Origin of the sequence: Pacificitalea manganoxidans (assembly GCF_002504165.1) — a bacterium.
Taxonomy (GTDB): domain Bacteria; phylum Pseudomonadota; class Alphaproteobacteria; order Rhodobacterales; family Rhodobacteraceae; genus Pacificitalea; species Pacificitalea manganoxidans.
In genome coordinates this window covers 1899652-1917923 of the sequence record NZ_CP021404.1, presented here as the reverse complement: position 1 = coordinate 1917923, position 18272 = coordinate 1899652, and the positions used below count along the sequence as shown (strand labels likewise).

Here is an 18272-nt window from a genome sequence, read left to right as displayed (position 1 = left end):
GCCCCACCGCGCCAACAGCCTACGGAGCCTTCCGATGCCGATCCTGTCCAGCCCCGCCAACCGCTTCTCTCTGATTGCCGATATCGGCGGCACCAACACGCGGATTGCGCTGGCCGAGGGGCCGAAGCTGGTCGAAAGCACGATCCGGCGCTATCGCAACGCCGATCACGGCAGCTTTGGCGAGGTGCTGGAGGCCTTCTTTGCCGATGAGGGGCGCCATGACTGCATCGCCGCGGGAGTCGCGGTGGCCGGTCCGGTGCGCGATGGCAAGGCGGCGATGACCAACCTTGACTGGAAGCTGGACCGCGATGTGATCCGCGTGACCACTCAGGCCGAAACTGTCACTCTTCTCAATGACATGCAGGCCCAAGGTCATTCTTTGGGTCATCTGCATACCGGCGCGCTGCGTCCGTTGCTGTCGGGGCCTGATGGCGGCCCGCATGCGGCGCAGCTGGTGGTCAATGTCGGCACCGGGTTCAATGCCTCTCCGGTCTATAACACCGAAACCGGCCGCTATGTGCCCCCGTCCGAGGCGGGCCATGTCAGCCTGCCGGTGCGCAGCGAGGCCGACCTTGCGCTGGCGCGCTTTGTCGAGGAAGTGCACGGGTTTCCTGCGGTCGAGGATGTTCTTTCGGGTCGTGGCCTTGCCGCGATTGACGCATGGCTCAGCCGTGACGCGGGCGAGCCGCGCAGCCTGAGCCCCGCGCAGGTCATGGCGGGCATCCAGTCTGGCGAAGATGCCCGCGCGCGCGCCGCGGGCGAGGTTTTTGCCCGCATCCTCGGCGCGGTGACCGGCGATCTGGCGCTGATGCATCTGCCCTTTGGCGGCATCTGTCTGGTGGGCGGCGTGGCACGCCATTTCGCGCCACTGCTGGTGGAGCTGGGCTTTGCCGATGCGTTTTTGGACAAGGGCCGGTTTGCCGGGTTCATGAAGAACTTCCGCATCGACGCGGTCGAGGATGACTACGCCGCGCTGATCGGCATCGCCGCCCATTTGGACGCACTGCGGCAGCTGTAAACCGGCGCGCGCATCCCCCGTTACTGCGGAAGCACCAGATCGGCGCGCAGGCCACCTAGCGTTTCGCTTTCCGACAGGCGCAGGCTACCGCCATGGGTGCGTGCCACATCCAGCGCGATCGCCAGCCCCAGCCCGACGCCCGCGCCCCGGTTCTGGTTACGCGCCTGATCGAGCCGGGAAAACGGGCGCATCGCCTCATCCCGCTCCGCCTCGGGAATGCCGGGGCCGTCATCTTCGACCGTGAACCGCACCATCCGTTCCGAGAGCGTGACCGACACCTCCGCCCGCTGGGCATAGCGCATGGCGTTGCCCACAAGGTTCCCCAGCGCCCGCTCCACCGCCAGCCGCCGCAACAGCACCGGCTGATCGAGCAAGGCAGGGTCGTCACAGGCGGGGGCCAGCAGCGTCACCGCGCCGCCTCCGCGCTGCGCGCCATCCACGACATCTTGCGCCATTGCGACCGGATCGCATGGCGCCACGTCATCCAGCGCCCCGTCCCGGGCGTAGTCCAGAAACGCATCCAGCAAGCGCTGCATTTCGTCCACATCGCGGGCCATTTCGTCCCGTTCGGGCGCGTCATCCTCCATCAGCGACAGGGTCAGTTTCATCCGGGTGAGCGGCGTGCGGAGGTCATGACTGACGCCGGACAGCATCATCGTGCGCTGCTGGGTCTGACGCTCGATCCGGTTGCGCATATCGAGAAAGGCGCTGCCAGCGGCCCGCACCTCGGTCGCACCGGAGGGCTTGTATGGCACCACCCTGCCCTTACCGAAATCCTGCGCCGCCTGTGCCAGCCGGGTGATCGGCCGCAATTGATTGCGCAGATAGAGATACGCCACAAAGGTCATCAGCGCCGCCGTCACCACCATCAGCACCAGCAACTGATGCGGGTTCGAGGCCGACACCCGCCGCCTGTCGAACCGGATTTCCGCCAACCCGTGCGGCGTGGCCACCTGCACCCGGACGACGCGGGTCGAGGCCGCAAGATCGATCCCCTCCACCCCTTCCAGCCGGTCATGCAGGATGGCGATCACAGTGCGCCCGGAGATATCGTAAAACATCCGCCGGTCGCCCAGCTCCGGCTCCGCGGGCAGACGCAGATCCAGATTGAGCGCCTGACGCAGCGCCTCCGTCCCGGCCAGCGCCGCCGTCGCATCGGGGGCGGCGCGCATCTCGGCCAACAGGTAGCTCAGGTCCAGCACCGTCGAGTTCGTCATCTGCCGGGTGACGCCCTCGAAATGGCGCTGCAGGAACACGACAGAGATCACCAGCTGCAACACCACGACCGGTAGCAGCAGGATAAGGGCGACGCGGCCATAAAGCCCCCGCGGCATTGAGCGTTTCAACCAGCTGAAATCCATGTCAGAACGCTAGACGCGAAGCGGAGGAACCGAAAGGTGCAAACACGCGATCCCGATAGCGGTGCCGAGGCCCTGCCCCTGCGCCGGATCGCGCCGGACCTCAGGCGGGTGCGGGCACCGAATGTGTCGCCGATGACCCATAGCGGCACCAACAGCTATCTCCTTGGCACCGGCGCGGTGGCTTTGATCGATCCAGGCCCGGACGACCCGCAGCATCTGACGGCGCTGCTGACCGCGCTGGAGCCCGGCGAACATATTGCCGCGATCATCGTCACGCATCGGCATCTGGATCACACCGCGTTGGCCCCCCGTCTGGTAGCCCGGACCGGTGCCCCGACTTTCGCCTTCGCACCGGCGGAGGTCACAAGACGCCCGATCATGGCCGCGCTCGCGGCGCTGGGGGATATCGGCGGCGGTGAGGGCCACGACGACGCTTTTGCCCCCGATCACTTGCTGCGCGATGGCGAGGTGCTGGCACTGGGCGATTGGTCCGTTACCGCCCTGCACACCCCCGGCCACACCGCGGACCACCTGAGCCTGCATAGCGGCACATGGGTGTTTTGCGGCGATATCGTGATGGGCTGGGCCTCGACACTGATCTCTCCCCCCGATGGCGATCTGACCAGATTTCGCGACAGTTGTGCCCGGCTGCGCGCGCTGAATGCAACGCAGCTGCTGCCCGGTCACGGCGCCCCGATCGAGGCGCCACAGGCCCGTATAGATGCCCTGCTCGCCCATCGGGACCAGCGCGACGCCCAGATCCGCACCCAGCTCGCCCAAGGCCCCGCCACCGCCGCCGAGCTGGCGCAAGCGATCTACACCGATACCCCGCCCGCCCTGATCCCCGCCGCAACCCGCAACGTGCTTGCTCATCTCATTGATCTGACGGAACGAAACCTAGCCCAAAGCCAGTCGATCCTGTCGCCGCACGCGCAGTTCGAGCTGATCTGACAGCTTCCGCAAGGTCGCCCGAATTTTCCTCTGGACACCCCCGCCGTGGCTTTGTAATACGCCCCCGTGTTCCGGCGTAGCTCAGCGGTAGAGCAGTTGACTGTTAATCAATTGGTCGTAGGTTCGATCCCTACCGCCGGAGCCAACCCCACCTGGGGTTCAAGCTACAGATATCATTTGCGCGAAAGTCGCGTGAACCGCTGACGGGTCCGATGTGGGCCAACGGGGTTCTTGCAAGGCTGTAGTCAGCACTTTTCTCACATCGGAGAGCCCCTGTCGACAGCAGCGGTTGGACACAGCTTCAACTTCGGTGAGCCTGTCTTGCGATTCTGGACCGAGTGGTAGGTCGCCCCTACTACTTCAAATTCCGATCAAAGATTCGGGCTGCGAAGCAGGCACGCACTGCGCGCTGCTCCTCCCTACCGATCACACTCAATACTCAGTCTCAGTTGCCAACCGAACACCGAGTGAACCGATCGCTTCTTGGACAGAGCGGGCTCGTTAGTCCTGTGCAACGCATATCTGTGCATACGCAACACAGAAATTTCTGGTCACCATTCCTCCACCGTCATGAAGGAAACAGGCTCCGCCCGCCGGCTCGGAAGTCATTTAGCACATCAGCATACTCAGGCAATTCAATATCGACATTAGCACCGGCAACGGTAAATAGCCTAATATAGTGATCATTCCGGTGGATCATGAGGCGCGGAATTTCGATCCATCCATACCTCTGATAGTTTCCGGATAACGACCGTCGAACGGCGTTCGCCAAAATATCGACCGCCTCGAGTCCGGCTTGAGTTTCCGAAGAAAAATCTACATCCTCCAAGATCGGCCTAAGATCGAAGCAATTATCATTACCGTTCGAAAATGGCCGAAGATGCTCAGGAAGACCCATCCTCATGTGGACTTGGTAAGAATAGTCACCCTCTTCCACCCTGGGAAACGGTTGACGTAAGGATTTTGATTGAAGCATGGGGCGGACCATGCGGGACCACCAGTGCTCCCAATCGGTAGTTCCGTCCCTTCCTTTCGCATCGATAATCCACGAATACCGACCCAGCTCTGATGGCTCACGGAATGCATAGAAAATGTCCGCATGATAGAGCACATTATAAATAAGTTCAGTCATGGAGACCGACTGAACATACAACTGCGGAGACATTCCTTCGAGTTCCTGCCGCATGCTCCAAACTTCTGATACAAGCGACGGCTGGTGCGAAGGCGTCAAGTGAGCGGTCATCGCTGAAGCTTGCAAAGAACGATGGCGCTCCACTTCCTGAGGTGAATTATAGGCAGCGTCGGTAGCAACAACTTCGAGCAAAGCCCCCGAACGGCGCAGAAGATCCACTACGCGGCGCGATTGAGATTCATTCAGCAGCCTCCCCTTTACTTCACCATTGTTTTTGGGCAGGCGGCGCCGCAGTTTAGCGTATTCCCGCGAAAACCAGCCGAAGCCACTTCCCGAAAATACCAATGCCGCCACCAGCGAGACGCTTGATGCCCCTGAGGTGGGCGCAAAATTACCCGACTCGTCGATATATATTATCACTTCCAGCCTTTACCAATTTCTGGGACACCATATCATGACGATCTATGTATTAACGAGACATTCGCCAGTTCTCAAATTTCCTGAGAATCTCTGACACTGCCCTTCCGCGCCCCTCGGAGCTCGCAAGCTCACCGTCGGTAAAACGAATAATTCGAACATTCTCGTCAGTAAAGGGCTCAAGGCGTCGCGATGCGTCGGCTGGAGACTCATTGTGCCAAGCCTTGCCGTCCAGTTCGATAATTGCCCATATTCCGAACTTCACGATGACGAAATCGGGTTCAACACGTCGCCTCGTGGGCTTATGAACAAACACGGGCAGCGGGGCCACCAAGAAACCTGCTGAGTATATATCCTTAAAGAAATCTATCTCGCATTTCGACCTGAACTGAAGCCCCTTGTATTGTAGCGGAGCGGGATTTGCACTATGCGCACGGCCCTGATTGCTGGCATTGACCTTGGCGGACACCACCTGATACCCGACGCCCACGCCGAATTCAGTTCGATGAACGATGTCGAAACCTATTGATTGAAACATGGGGCGGATCAAATCGGCAATTGGCCTGCCTTCATCGCCTTCGAAAGATGAATCATGCAGCCTGCCCGCCTCATTTGGCGGCAACAGCCTTCTCTGGAAGTCATTCCGCAAACCTGTTTCCACGAACTTCTTGAACTGCGGGTCCGTCATCAGCAGCGGGTCAAATCTCGCATCTCGTAGTAAGCTTTCGAATTCATAGTCTTCATTCCACACAGTGTGGGCATGCAAATCTACAGCGGCATTCTCATATCGGCCATCAGCTGATGGCAGGTTCTCAAGATCCACGATTTCGGAGAAGAAATCCTCGATATCTTCGTATGCGCACCAGCCGTAGCCATTTGACCGGTTTACACGCTCCACCACCGCGCGGCGGAACTCCTTCGGAAAGTGTTGGTGGCTTGTCATTGTATTACGACCTGCAAGTTTGAGGGCCGACGCCAGCTGAGCGAACGACACTCGATTTTATGGATCGCTGCATTAACATGGACGCGGCGGATGGTCCTTTAGATGCTTTACCGTCGCCAGCAGACGGTTACGGAGACTGTTTCGGGCGGGATCATGATGCAGCTGTCTATGGCAATTGGGGCAGCAGGCGGCCACATTGTCTGTTGTATCAGGCCCACCCTCCAAGCGGCCGAACATGGTGCACCTCCAGAAAGGGCTCTCCATCCGCTCGCTTGAATGGTGCCGGGTTGCGACACAGTGCGCATCTGCCATCGGCCTCCTCCAGAGCCCAAGCAATGACTTCTGGGTCACGGATAAATCTCGGTGTGCCAGGGACCTTCGGCACGTTTACCTGCCCTGCTGGGGGAGCATTTCTTCCTGACGAGCTTGACCTACGCCGCGCCAGAGCTCGGTCAATACGTTTCTGAAGTTCGTTGGGATCGGCCGTGGGAGCCTCCACAGGGGGCTGGCCCACAAGTATGTTCGTTAGTTCTTTCTCTGACGTTGAGCTGGCCCCGGGCCACTGCACCCGCAGACATATGCGCTTGGTTGGGTTTCCCCCCGGCCCTCTCATATTATTGAAAGCCGCCACCTCACGACCAAGTGCCAATCTGAGATCGTTGAAATCATGCACCCCCGACAATGCAAGCGGAAACCTATACCCGCTTGGCTCGATTATGCGATCCTCCTCCGGCATCTTCTCCGCGGGGGCGCTGGCAACCTGGACCTCGAGCAGAGTTAAATTGTGCTCGGCCAATCGGGCGAGGTGTTGTGCAAGCGCCTTCGCGTAGTCGGTATTACGCGGCGGCTGGCCACCTGTAGAACCCCCTTGTGACTCCATGAAGACATCAAATGCGTCCGGGCGAACTTTAATAGAGAAGTTCGAGTCGAGTTCATTGCCTCGTTCATCAAGCGGCTTGCGCATTACTGCTCCGTTATTCAGAAGGTCATCGCCAACGCGAGAAAACTTTTAACTTTCGAATGATCTTCCGGAAATTCGGTTCATCCTTTCGGCGCTTCTCCGGGTGAGAGCGCCGAAAGAACAAACCGAATCCTTTGAACGAAGGCAAGAGCTTACGGCACCACGGCTGCTCATCAACTTGTCACCTGAGGCATCCAGCTGAGGGCATTTAACGGGAGAACATCATGTTCGATATTCCCATGGGCTCTACGGCCCTCCATCATTTCGTCGCAAGGCATTCCAAAGCGCTGCAGAACGCGGCTTTGCTCCTCGGCGGTCTTCCCTGGTTCAGGCGAGTTCAGGCAACGATCGAGCGGCTCCAATACGGTGCCTCAATCGGTTGCGTGCGCAGCAGCGATTTCCAAGCGTTGCACGAGTTACTTACCCTTCATCACGTTCATGACGCGCAGCGACCGGAAGCAGCTTACTTCGCCCGCCTGGATCCCGCTGCCCCGTATGTCGAAGACATCTGCCTGCTGGCGGACGAACTCCAAGAGGCCATCAACGCTACCGAGTTTTCTATCCGGAACTCGGGCACCGGGCGACGCGGGGAGGCGAAAGATGGATGAGCTGATCCGACCTGCAGACCACCTTCACTCGGCTATTTACCGCACGTTAGAAACCGGGGACGAAGTCATACTCGCGTTCGATGAGGCTGAGGATTGCGGAGCCCTGTGTCCGGAGCACACCCGGCAAGCTCTCGACCTAAAATCGAGGATAGAAAGCGTCCTTCTCATCGTAACGTGCGACATCGCCGCAGTTCGTGACATGGCGAAGGGTCTCGAGGGAAGCATTGCGAACTCGACTACGACCTACTTCGTCCACGATGAATACGACACCTCTGGGGGCCACGAAGAGGAAGTTCTCACGGAAAGCGGTTTTGCTCTCCTGGCTCTGCGGACACGCCTTCATAGTCTGGCCACGCGCATGAGTGAGGTCAGGAACCTCATCCGAACAGAAGAAGTCCTCGCCGATCTCAGATCATAGGAAGTAACATGGCCCGCCCTGATTTCATCGGGGCGGGCACGAAGTATCACTTCCCGCTTATCCACCAAAGAAAGCAACGGCATCAGCACCCAACCCTTTTGTCCTAAAAGTCGGCCGTGCGGACCTTTCTGCTGCTCGCCGCACCTGCATGATTTCTGCAGCGCCCGCGAGGGCCTTTCGAATGTGCGCGGGGAGCTGACGGTCGCCGCAGTCGGGGCCAAGGTCTGCTGTGCGGACCTTCCTGCCGCTCGCTAAGGCGATCGAGTGACACTGCACCTGCAAGACGCCCTCAAATAAAGGGCGGGAAGCTGACATTGGCTCCCGCTGAAGGTGTGGGAATTTTATTCCTTTCGCGCCATAATAGTTAGATGGAAATGAGCAGGGGTATGCCATGAACAACCTGACACCCACCACCGGGAACGGCGAGGGCATTCGTGCCGCCGAGGAGGCGCTGTTCGAGGAATGGCGGACCCTCAGCCCCAAGATGGTGACCGACGGCGCTGCGAATGCCGATCTTTACGCGCAAAGCGATATCCGGATTCTGCTCGTGCTGAAGGAGGTCAACGACCCTGGAGGCGGCGGCTGGGACCTGCGAAAGTTCATCCGCGACGGAGGACGGAGCCAGACTTGGAACAACGTGAGCCGCTGGGTCAGAGGCATCCGCGCCATGCCTCGAGACCTGACATGGGACGAGCTCGAACCCGTCTCGACCGACGATCGCCGTGACCTTCTGGCCTCGATTGCCGCGATCAACCTGAAGAAGGAGCCGGGAGGCCACACCTCGGTCGCCGCGGAAATCGCCGATGCCGCGTCGCTTAGGGGCAGCTTGCTACGCCGCCAGTTCTCCATCTACAGGCCGGATCTGGTGATCTGCTGCGGCACGGCCGGCTGGGCGGTCTCGGCGTTGCTGGATGAACCGCCAGCGCAGTGGCAACGCACGACACGCGGCGTGCGCTATTGTAGGGCTGGGGAAGATGCGACGGTCATCGACTTCTCCCATCCCGAGGCCCGCTGCCCGAACCCGTTCATTGTCTATGGGTTGCTCGATGCGGTTCGAGAGCTTGGTATATCGAAACGCCGCCATTGAAGGCGGTTATCGCTTCGGAAGCGGATTACCGTGGAGGTCCGCTCTGCGGACCTTCGCTGCATCTGCATGATTGCCGCCGCATTTGCGAAGACCTTCCGCTGGAAGGACGGGAAGCGGACGTCCGTTGTGCATAGCGCCAGCGTTTCTATGCGAAGGAACTGGGCTAAGAAAGGTTGACGCTCTAATGCGTCACAGAGGTTCGAAACAGACTTGCAAGCCGTTGGGCATGATGAAGCGTTGCACTGAAGGCGAGGTTCGCGCATATCCTGTTTGAGTGATCGCATCGACCTGTCAGCGCGATCCCCGAATTTACGGACCGATGATGTAAATTCTCCCGACTCCCTGTGCAAATCTTGCTTTCCACGCTGTCGCCCGACATGGTGGCACCAGTTCTACACGTCGGGCCTATGCCAGTTTCTTCCGTGGATCAAAATCGACGCAAAAGATGAGAAAATATCAATAATGGCGAAGTTCATCAAGTCAGTAAAGATTGGGAATTTTCTCAAAATCGACAATGAGATAGAGGTTCCGCTTTCGAACCTTACAGTTCTGGTGGGGGAGAATGGATCAGGAAAGTCTTCGATATTCAAAGCGCTGCACTGGTCGATCAGGTGCGCCACGCTCGCAGATGCCTCAGGAAAAGTTACGCTGGACCAGATGGACTACGTCCCGAGCAAGGAGTTTCTTGACCTCGGTCATAAGTTGAAGCTGCAAAATACGTCTAATGGCAGAAAGTCGACAGTGAGGCTCGTCGATGACGACTACAAGACAACGGAAATACAGATTGGCGCTGCGCGCAACGATGCAGGAGTTAAGGTATCTATCCATGGACCTTTGAAGGAGGCACTCACGCACGACGAAAAGCCCTCGACGGCCTTTATACCCGGGCTGGCAGGACTGGCGGAAGAAGAAACAATTCTTGCTATTCCGGTCATGCATAGGAAGGCATCATCTGGCGAGGGCGGCTCCGCGCTTCGACAAGTTCTTCTGCAAATCAGCGGGTCGAAGGACGGCACTGGATCGGAGTATATAGAGCTGATTGAGCTTTCGACTTGGGTTGGAATAGTTCTTCCGGGTGTGCGATTCTGGGTAAAATTCGATCGGCTTCGAGACAAAAATATTGATGTCCGTTTCATGACGCCAGACATGAAGGTTGTCGGACAGAGCGATCAAGTGGCTTGGAAAGCCATAGAGATGGCAGGCACTGGCTTTCTGCAAGTAGTTCAAATATTCGCGTATTTGTTGTATTTTAAGCCAAAGCTTATGCTGGTTGATGAACCCGATGCACACTTGCACCCCACTCGGCAGCAGGCGCTAATTCGTGCACTAAGCAAAGCTACAGCGCATTTCCCTGACACGCAGATTATTGTTTCGACACACGCGCCAGCCCTTGTTCGGGCATTGCCTGACAATGCTAAGATCAACTGGATTGCTGATGGCGCAGTCAAGGGTCATGGCGATTTGGTCAAGGAAAAGATGGGGTGGAGTGCCCTCGATAAGGAAATTATAATCTTCACCGAAGACGGCAACCTTAAATATTTTGAAAGCATATTGAGTGCGCGGCCGAACCTTCAAAGTAGATGCCTAATTTGGCCTACTTTTGGGAAAGATTCTTTGCCTGATGGGAGTAAAGCGAGATCTATCGCCAAAAAGATGGGAGTGAAGGTCCTCGTTCATCGTGATCGTGACTTCATGAGTGATGAAGATGTGATCGCATGGGCCGCCAAAAAGAACTATGATACATGCAGTATTCCGTATTGGGTGCCATCCGGTTCTGACATTGAGAGTCAGTTCTTGGAAGTCCCTCACATCGCTCGGACCTTAGACGTTGCGCCTGAAATTGCTCAGGAGATCCTTGATTGGGCCTTCTCGAAATTTGACGAGAATGATGTGATGTCTGAATTCTCGGCCGCATACTCGGCTGCGGTTGCGCAATTGCCGAATGTTGCTGGGAGAAACCCAATAGCTCGATGGGGAGAGATAGGAGGGTTTTCGATCGGCGCCATTAAGGGGAAGGAGTTTCTGAAGGCGGTCTTAAAGGGATGTGTCCACGTCCTGCCAAGTCACGGCTTGGGAAACTCGGTCGGCAGAAGGGATTCAATCGGGAAATCAAGCGAGGAAAATCCGATTGCTTTGGACTTACTCGACAGGATCGCAGCTATCTTAAATGAATAAGCAGGAAGTAAAATTTATTGTATCGAGGGTGGCCAGTATGGGCTCCAACCTACTGTTCACTGCGCTAAGTTCAAAGGTCCGGTTTGTGCCGTTCGCTTCATGGTGCCCTGTGCTATATGCGCGAACTTAGCAAAGTGCCGAAATGGGCTCGAAGCTGCCGTTCGCCGCGCGGAGCACCGAGGTCGGCTGTGGGCCGTTCGCGACAGGCGTGACTATGCGGCAACTGCAAAGCCTTCTGCGACCGAAGTGGTCAGTTTGGGCTCGAAGCCGACATTGCGCTTCGAGTCTCCGCGACGCTTATCTGTGCCACAAGTGCATAGGGCTGGCATCAAGGCTAGCATAGCCCGTATTCCTTCGAGCGCCGCAGCTGCTTTCCGACAGCCCCCTGAAGCAAAACGCGCATCTGATCGACCACCGGGATCGGCTTTCAGATCGTCGTGGATTTCTCGCGCTCTACACCAGCTCTCGAGGTCCATTGCTTGACCACTTCCCGGAAGGGGTCGCGATGGTTCCAACGCCAAACGATCTCATCGAGGTATCGCTGGAGGTGCTGTCGACCGAGGTTGTGATAGACGCGGACCAGAGCGCGCTGAACCTGGAACATCACTGCTTCGGCAATATTCACATGAGCGCCGGTCTCCGGGGGTCCTGACCCGGGGATGAGCGGATGTCCCCCGCCTACACCATGTGGCAGCCCCCAGCGCAGGCCCAACATAGGGCCAGAAGCTACAAAGTTTCCGTATATTTCAGCGGCTTAGCACAAAATGTGCGATTCTGGCCTTCGGATTCCGAAATCTGGCCAATGTAATTTTCGCTTTTCGGCGCCGAACCAACCCATTCGGCCCGCGAAAATCTTGTCGCGATCACTCAGGTCGCACCGGGGCTAAGCTCTGAACGTAATACGTCGAGGAAGTAAATGGAAGCAAGAATATTGACACCCGACGACGTCGCCCGCCGCTGGGGCTGCAGCGCGACCATGGTCCGTAAACTTATTTCAGACGGCGAGCTGCCGGCATTCCGCGTGGGGCGCTTGATGCGCATTCCCTATGCCGCAGTAGAGAAAGCGGAGGGCAACGAATGATGGATCGCAATATGGAAAGACCCCTCAGCCCAACGCAATTGGCCATCCGCTGGAAGTGCTCCGCGAACACCGTTCGCAACCTCGTTGCGCAGGGAAAATTGCCAGCAAAGCGCGTCGGGCCAAATCTTGATCCGGATCCCGCTCAGCTCGATCATGGAGATCGAAAAATGTCTCCGATAAATATTGGAAAACTAAAAGGGCGGTATGTGGTATACTGGTATGAAGAGCCAGGCGTTGAAAAATCCCGCCGTCGATTCCGCTTAAACGCTTCGAATAAAGCCGAAGCATGGGCCGAAGGTAGGAGGGTCTATGAGTCCCAGCTTGCGCTGAAGGGCAACAAGCTGACATTCGAGGACATTTGGAAACGTTACCGCCGTTATCTGGGCGATCGACGAACCGGGAGCGAACTCGATAGCGTCTGGAAAACTGTCGGTCCAGCACTGAAGCAATATCACCCTCTCCAAATTGACGACGATGTCGTTTCGGATTATCTGGAGGATCGCCGCAAAAATTTATCGAGAAAAACGGGAGGCCGCCGGCGCCGGACACTCTTCATGGGGAGATCAATCTAATACAGGTTGTTCTAAACCATGCATACGGCAAGAACCTTATCAATAAGCCGGTAAAGCTGAAAAAGCCTCCCCGTTCCAAGCCTCGTGACCGCTGGCTGGATCGATCGGAAATTCATCGCTTGCTAAACGCATGCGAGCAAACACCACATCTACACGTCGCAGTCGTGATGATGCTATCCACAGCGGGACGCGTTACTGCGATATCGGAAGCACGTTGGGATCATGTGGATTTTGACCAGAGAACATTGAACCTCCGGACATCCGAGAACCCTCACTCCAAGCAGCGGGCATTCGTCCCGCTAAATGACAGAATCTACAACCTCCTGCTGGATTGGAGAAGTCAATGTGACACCGACTGGATTGTGGAATACAAAGGAGGGCCAGTGAAGAATATATATAAGTCCTTTCGCCAAGCGGCGGAGCGAGCAAAACTCGACGATACCCACCCCCATGTTCTGCGGCACACAGCCGCCGTGCATATGGTCGCGAGCGGCTGCGACATGGCGCGGGTCTCGCAGTATCTGGGGCACTCATCGGTCTCCGTTACTGAAAGGATCTACGCTCGGTTCGCACCGCAGCACCTACGGCGTGAGGCCGAGTCGGTCGATTTTTTGAAGGACAAGTAGTCAGTTTTTTGAAGCACGGGCTGCCTGCCGGCAGCGCGTGCTTCTATCATTTGTTCGTAGGTTCAAGGAACCAGTTTAGGTGGTGGAAACGAAACTGAGCGGCGCAAGGCCTCGCCCAAAGCTCCTATATTCGCTTAATCAACCTACATTAGCATGCCGAATTAGAACTGTTAATCAATTGGTCGTAGGTTCGGTCCCTACCGCCGGAGCCAAGATCCCCTAAGTGGTTGATTTCATTTGTTGGGCCCCGACCGGAGTCGGAGCCACGCGTGCACGTGCACAAATTGGTGCACAAACGCGTGCCCGAACCGGTGCACGGATCCCGACTCCCGGATGCCCTGGAACCGTTTTCGGAGCACCTGCCATGGCCGGAGTCGCACACACCCCCCACCTCGAAAAACGCCCCTCGGGCTACTTCTTCCGGCGCCGTCTGCCGAAGGCCTGGGTCGAGATATCGAACCCTGGTCAAAGTTCGGCCATCTGTCTCAGCCTTCGGACCGAAGTCCTCTCCGAAGCGACATGCCGCGTCCGCGCCCTCACGGCACTCACGGACCTGGCCGTCGCGCTGACGACGGAGAGACCGGTGGATCATCTGAGCCCCGAGCACGTGACATTGCTGACCGAATTGGCGCGCTGCCAGATCGCCGCCCACGAGGCCCTGCGGGCGTCGGCCGAACCGCGTTCCGAGACGGCGGCGAACTTTGCGGCGCAGACCGAGCGCGCGACCCAGGACATGTTGCGCCGGGCCCTGGCGCTCGGTGACCGGACGCCGGTCACGGATCCCCTGCGCGAGATGGCGCGGCGCCTCGGCGTGACCCTCGACGAGACCAGCTCGAACTGGCGTGCCCTCGCCTTCGAGGCTCTGCGGGTCATGCTCGACGTGTCCCGCGAACGGGAGAAGCGCGAGGTCGGGACCTACGAGGAGGTGACGCCGATCTTCCGGTCGGTGATAGCGAGCCGCTCGGCCGCCCCGGGCGCTGTCCTGCCCCAGGTTGTCGCACAATCGCACGCGCCCGCCCTGACGATGCCGGCAGCAGCTGCGCCTGGTGCGGTTTCGGTGCCGGTGTCAACCATCCCGTCGGCCACCGCCCCTGCCGAGCCACTGGTGGCCTCTCCGGCTCAGAACCAGGTCGAGACGCCCGGCGTCGAGCCCGAAACCGCAGCACCCATTGTCGAGAAGAATACCTCCCATGCGCCCTCTCCCCAGGAACGCGCACCCGTTCCCCCCGCCAAGGCGCAGGAGACGACGCCGATGCGCTCCGCGATGCCACGGGAGGAGCCCCAGATCCTGATCGATCAATCGCTCCTCTCGGACGAGGCGCGCGCCGCCCTGGCGAAAGGTCCCAATATTGAGCTCCGCGAGGCCTTCGATCTCTATTTCGAACTCAAGGAGCTCGGATATGGAGACCTCTTCGGGACCTGCCAAAAGCGCTTTCCGGATAAAGGCAAGAACTGGAAACGGACGTCCGGTGGAAACGCCAGGAAGGGACGCGACATCTGGGTCGATGTCCTGGGCAACCAACCGTTCAAACAGATCGACTGGACAGAAGTCGACGGTGTCCTGAATGTCATTCGCCGGATCCCCAAATACCACGGCAAGAAGAAGAACCTTCTCAGTTTGAAGGGTTTCCGCGATCTCGTCGAGCGTGCCGACGAGCAGGAACTGGCCACGGCGATCGCAACGAAGGAAGTTCTGGCCGCAATAGGCAAGGTGACGCCGGCCGAACTCGAACGCGCGGAACTCGATGCGAAGATCCCCAGGCTTCGTGTCGCCACCTTCCTCCGTCATGGCCGTATGGCGAACCGGGTCGGCAAGATGCTGAAGGCCATGAAGCTCATCGAGGAGAATCCATTCGAGATCTGTTCCTGGACCAACGACGAGGAGAAGGACATGAAGGCGAACGAGGAAGACCGCTCCCGCATGCTCTGGGACGACAAGATCCAGAATCTCTTCGCGTCTCCGGTCTACCAGGGGCAGTGCGCGGAGGAGGACTATCCATTGTTCTGGGCACCCCTCATCGCCCGCCTTGCCGGCTGTCGCGCGGAGGAAATCCTGCAACTCGGGCCGGAGGATTTCGGCTCGGAGAACGGCATCGCGTATTTCACGGTGCGCAACGTGACCGGCAACCACGTGAAGTCCTCCGCCGGGGAGCGTCGCATCGCCGTGCACCCGAAGCTCGTCGAGCTGGGTCTTCTCCGCTTCGTCGAGATGCGGCGCCGGCAGAACCAATCGCGCCTGTTCCCGAACCTCAACCGAGGCCAAACCAAGGACACTTTCTCCGAACTCTTCAGCAAGACCTTCGGCTATTACCGCAAGGCGAACGACTGCTACTGGCCCGGGCTCGACTTCCATGCGTTCCGCACGACATTCCACAACGACCTCGGCAACCTGCTCTGCCCCGACATGGTGCGCCGGCGCCTCATGGGGCACGAGAAGCCTGTTGACGAGGGTGACGGCTCCTACTCGCGCGAGATCTGGGTAAAGACGCTCCACGAGGTCATCAGCCGTATCAAGCTGGATATCTCGAGGATCAAGAGCCCATTCGCCGAGCCCAAGGCCGCAGCTCCTAAGCCCGTGCCTACTGAGACAAAGGACAATCACGGCAATGTCGTCGGGTTTCGGCGTCGGCCGGCCTGAGGGCACGGTCTCTCCCGGTTCATTCTGGAGGGGCAAACTCACGAGTTCGTGACAGGTCGCTGAAACTCATTTTTGAAATTTTTACTTAGGTCAAAATTTTCCGAGAGATCCGGGGCATAGGGGCGGCATTCCAACACTCACGGAGCTACAGGAAATGCGCGATATCCTCGCAACCGAATTTGAAGCAACGTTCGGCCCGGAAACGGCCAATCGATGGGCCACCAGGCACCTTCTCGAAGCGGCCGATCTTACTGAACAATCGAAGGCGATGCTTGCAGGCGAACTGCAGATTTGCCTCGAGACGGCCTTCGACCTCTATATAGAGGCGCGGTCGGTGGGCTATCGTCTCGGTATCCGACGGCTCGATGCCGCTCGTGGTGAACACTGGCGCCGGATCAGCGGTGCGAATACCCAGAGCGCAAAGCGTGTCTGGACGCGGGCCCTTGGGAGTCCGTTCTTTTACGACATCGAGCGGGAAGATGTTCTCCTTGCGCTGGAAAAAATCCGAAACCTGCCGAAAGGCCACGGGAAACGCCGTTTTGCCGGCGACAAAAATGAAGGCAAAATCAGAGAAGAAGCGACTGTTTCTCAGCGCATCGGCGTCACGACATTCCTGAAGATCGGGCGGGCCGCACGCCAGGTTGGCGATTTCCTTGCCGAGCTCGAGCTCGCAGAGGCGAACCCGTTCGATGTCTGCTCCTGGTCGACGGCTGAGGAGGCCCGTCTGCGGCAGCAGGAGCGCCTATCCGAGACCCGTGACTGGTCTGAAGCAGTCGAGTGCTACCTGTCTTCGCCGATGTTCAAGGGAGACATGAGGAATGTCGGGGACCCGCTGTTCTGGATCCCACTCTTGATGCGCCTCGGGGGCCTGCGGCTCGACGAAGCCGTCCACCTCACGATCCGGGATCTGCAATATCGTGACGGTATGCCGGTCATCTGCATTGATCGTTACGGGAAGACACCAGCGGCCCGCCGGGAGATCCCTGTCACTCGGAGGCTGCAGGATCTTGGCCTCGTCGATCTGTTCGAGCTGCGGCGCGACCAGAAGGAGACACTGCTGTTCCCGCAACTTGCGGAAGGTCGGCCCGGGTCGGGCAGCACGCGGTTCCGGAAGGATTTCATTCGCTACTGCGAGACGCACGGGATCGATGCTTCGGCCCTTCACGCTCACGATTTCCGGAGAGCCTTGCATCATACACTGCTCGAACAGGAATGCCCGGATCCCGTGGTCAGAAACGTTATGGGTCAGGTGTCTCGAGATACGTGGAGCAAATTTCTCAACGACAGCCTGCTTCAGACCGTCCAGCAGGCGCTATCCAAGGCTGGCGCGGGCCTTCCGGACATCGTCGGCCCGAACCGCTGAACCATAGGCAGGAGGAGGCCCGGGTACATGCCCCGGGCCTTCTGCATGATTCCGCATCATTCTCGTCTTCGGCAACTCCTTTGCGCGACGAGCCCCCTGCTCTGAAAACGGGCAAACGCGCGCAGGGTCTCATGTGCGGAAAGCCGCCGCGCGAAAATGAAGGCGGTTGGATATCGGGCATACCATCTTGCCGGCGCTTCGAGATAGCCGAGCGTGCCGAGCGCTTCGAGCGCCGCCACCCGAACGACACCGCACTCGAAATACCACTCAGTTTCCTCGATACCGGGCTCGACGCCGAAACGACCATCCTGGAGATCGAAAACACCTGCGACGAGGGTGAATGGCCTTAGATCGGGATGAATATGTTCGCACCAAGCCCAGACCATGCCCAAGTCGTCGGCAATCCTGCGGCGGTCCCCGGTGAACGGTTCATTCCTACTCACCATGGGAGCTCGCGCCGAACGCCGAGGCGATAGGAACGCGGAGACGCGCTGTCGTGCTGTCACCGTTATGCATCAGCCCGCGAACCTACGATTGACCATCCGCTCGCCACAGAGGCGCGCGTCGAGGATCCGCATCATGCGCGCGAGATAACGAAGCTTGTTGGACCAAGCCTCGATCGCTTCCCCGCGCTCCGAGAGAACCCGGTGCCTGTAGACCGCACCAGCGGCTCCGTATTCGGGGTCATTCTCCCCCTCGAACACGTCCTCGTAGCCGAGCGTCTCCGTCTCGTGTTCTGCCCAGAGAATGCCCGCGAGCAGATCGACGGACTGCAGCGCACGCGGACCAGCTGGATCATCGCCAGAGATGTCGTTCAGCAGGCCGCGGATATGACGATGCTGATGTGCATCTGCGGACAGTAGGTTCACGGGCAGGTCCTCGGCAAGAGCCCTGCAGGCCACGATTGTCCGCGCGGCCAAG

Annotated in this window: 17 protein-coding genes, 1 tRNA gene and 1 pseudogene; 12 read left to right on the top strand and 7 right to left on the bottom strand. The window is 58.7% G+C overall.

From position 1 onward, the window contains the following. Positions 1–34: 34 nt before the first annotated feature. A complete protein-coding gene (locus CBW24_RS08770) occupies positions 35–1018 on the top strand; it encodes a glucokinase (RefSeq protein ID WP_309764088.1) in 984 nt (327 codons plus the stop codon). Between the two features lie 20 nt (positions 1019–1038). On the opposite strand, the gene CBW24_RS08765 is transcribed toward CBW24_RS08770, so the two are convergent. After that, a complete protein-coding gene (locus CBW24_RS08765; RefSeq protein WP_097373364.1) occupies positions 1039–2379 on the bottom strand; it encodes an ATP-binding protein in 1341 nt (446 codons plus the stop codon). A 36-nt stretch (positions 2380–2415) separates the two neighbouring features. On the opposite strand from CBW24_RS08765, the gene CBW24_RS08760 reads away from it, so the two are divergent. Next, positions 2416–3330: an MBL fold metallo-hydrolase gene (locus CBW24_RS08760; RefSeq protein WP_232529638.1), complete on the top strand. Its 915-nt coding sequence runs from the start codon at positions 2416–2418 to the stop codon at positions 3328–3330. Between the two features lie 70 nt (positions 3331–3400). Beyond that, positions 3401–3475 (top strand) — tRNA-Asn (locus CBW24_RS08755). A 423-nt stretch (positions 3476–3898) separates the two neighbouring features. Here the strand turns inward: CBW24_RS08755 and CBW24_RS08750 are convergent. From CBW24_RS08750 to CBW24_RS18835, 3 genes are all read right to left on the bottom strand, one after another. After that, complete coding sequence (locus CBW24_RS08750; protein WP_157773176.1) at positions 3899–4816, bottom strand: hypothetical protein; 918 nt, start codon at positions 4814–4816, stop codon at positions 3899–3901. Positions 4817–4931: 115 nt separating this feature from the next. Next, a complete protein-coding gene (locus tag CBW24_RS08745) occupies positions 4932–5822 on the bottom strand; it encodes an AbiJ-related protein (RefSeq protein WP_097373362.1) in 891 nt (296 codons plus the stop codon). A 72-nt stretch (positions 5823–5894) separates the two neighbouring features. Continuing rightward, the gene (locus CBW24_RS18835; protein ID WP_198405158.1) at positions 5895–6059 is read right to left on the bottom strand and encodes an HNH endonuclease; all 165 of its coding nucleotides are present in this window, start codon (positions 6057–6059) and stop codon (positions 5895–5897) included. Between the two features lie 948 nt (positions 6060–7007). Here CBW24_RS18835 and CBW24_RS08740 point away from each other — a divergent pair. The 4 genes from CBW24_RS08740 to CBW24_RS08725 all read left to right on the top strand — a co-directional run bounded on the left by CBW24_RS08740 (position 7008) and on the right by CBW24_RS08725 (position 11071). Continuing rightward, the gene (locus CBW24_RS08740) at positions 7008–7391 is read left to right on the top strand and encodes a hypothetical protein (RefSeq protein ID WP_097373361.1); all 384 of its coding nucleotides are present in this window, start codon (positions 7008–7010) and stop codon (positions 7389–7391) included. Then, on the top strand, positions 7384–7809 hold the full coding sequence (locus tag CBW24_RS08735) for a hypothetical protein (protein ID WP_097373360.1): 426 nt from the start codon (positions 7384–7386) through the stop codon (positions 7807–7809). The genes CBW24_RS08740 and CBW24_RS08735 overlap by 8 nt, the downstream gene beginning before the upstream one ends. 391 nt (positions 7810–8200) lie before the next feature. Beyond that, on the top strand, positions 8201–8896 hold the full coding sequence (locus CBW24_RS08730) for a hypothetical protein (protein ID WP_198405157.1): 696 nt from the start codon (positions 8201–8203) through the stop codon (positions 8894–8896). A 462-nt stretch (positions 8897–9358) separates the two neighbouring features. After that, positions 9359–11071 (top strand): AAA family ATPase, encoded by a 1713-nt coding sequence (locus tag CBW24_RS08725; RefSeq protein ID WP_097373359.1) that lies wholly within the window; start codon positions 9359–9361, stop codon positions 11069–11071. Positions 11072–11405: 334 nt separating this feature from the next. Here the strand turns inward: CBW24_RS08725 and CBW24_RS08720 are convergent. Then, positions 11406–11714 (bottom strand): annotated as a pseudogene (locus CBW24_RS08720) (transposase); the annotation flags it as partial. 273 nt (positions 11715–11987) lie between these two features. Between CBW24_RS08720 and CBW24_RS08715 the strand changes: the two are divergent. The 5 genes from CBW24_RS08715 (at position 11988) to CBW24_RS08700 (ending at position 17351) form a co-directional block, all read left to right on the top strand. Further along, positions 11988–12152: an excisionase family DNA-binding protein gene (locus CBW24_RS08715; RefSeq protein ID WP_097373357.1), complete on the top strand. Its 165-nt coding sequence runs from the start codon at positions 11988–11990 to the stop codon at positions 12150–12152. Further along, positions 12149–12724, top strand: coding sequence for a hypothetical protein (locus CBW24_RS18360; protein ID WP_157773172.1), 576 nt, complete (start codon positions 12149–12151; stop codon positions 12722–12724). The genes CBW24_RS08715 and CBW24_RS18360 overlap by 4 nt, the downstream gene beginning before the upstream one ends. Continuing rightward, the gene (locus CBW24_RS18830; protein ID WP_097373356.1) at positions 12667–13350 is read left to right on the top strand and encodes a tyrosine-type recombinase/integrase; all 684 of its coding nucleotides are present in this window, start codon (positions 12667–12669) and stop codon (positions 13348–13350) included. Before CBW24_RS18360 ends, CBW24_RS18830 begins: the two co-directional genes overlap by 58 nt. 364 nt (positions 13351–13714) lie before the next feature. After that, positions 13715–15988, top strand: coding sequence for a hypothetical protein (locus CBW24_RS08705; protein ID WP_097373355.1), 2274 nt, complete (start codon positions 13715–13717; stop codon positions 15986–15988). Positions 15989–16142: 154 nt separating this feature from the next. Next, positions 16143–17351, top strand: a complete 1209-nt coding sequence (locus tag CBW24_RS08700; RefSeq protein WP_097373354.1) for a tyrosine-type recombinase/integrase — start codon at positions 16143–16145, stop codon at positions 17349–17351. Positions 17352–17407: 56 nt separating this feature from the next. Here the strand turns inward: CBW24_RS08700 and CBW24_RS08695 are convergent, their stop codons facing one another. Continuing rightward, on the bottom strand, positions 17408–17737 hold the full coding sequence (locus tag CBW24_RS08695) for a hypothetical protein (RefSeq protein WP_157773168.1): 330 nt from the start codon (positions 17735–17737) through the stop codon (positions 17408–17410). 129 nt (positions 17738–17866) lie between these two features. After that, positions 17867–18220, bottom strand: coding sequence for a hypothetical protein (locus CBW24_RS08690; RefSeq protein ID WP_097373352.1), 354 nt, complete (start codon positions 18218–18220; stop codon positions 17867–17869). Positions 18221–18272: the final 52 nt, after the last annotated feature.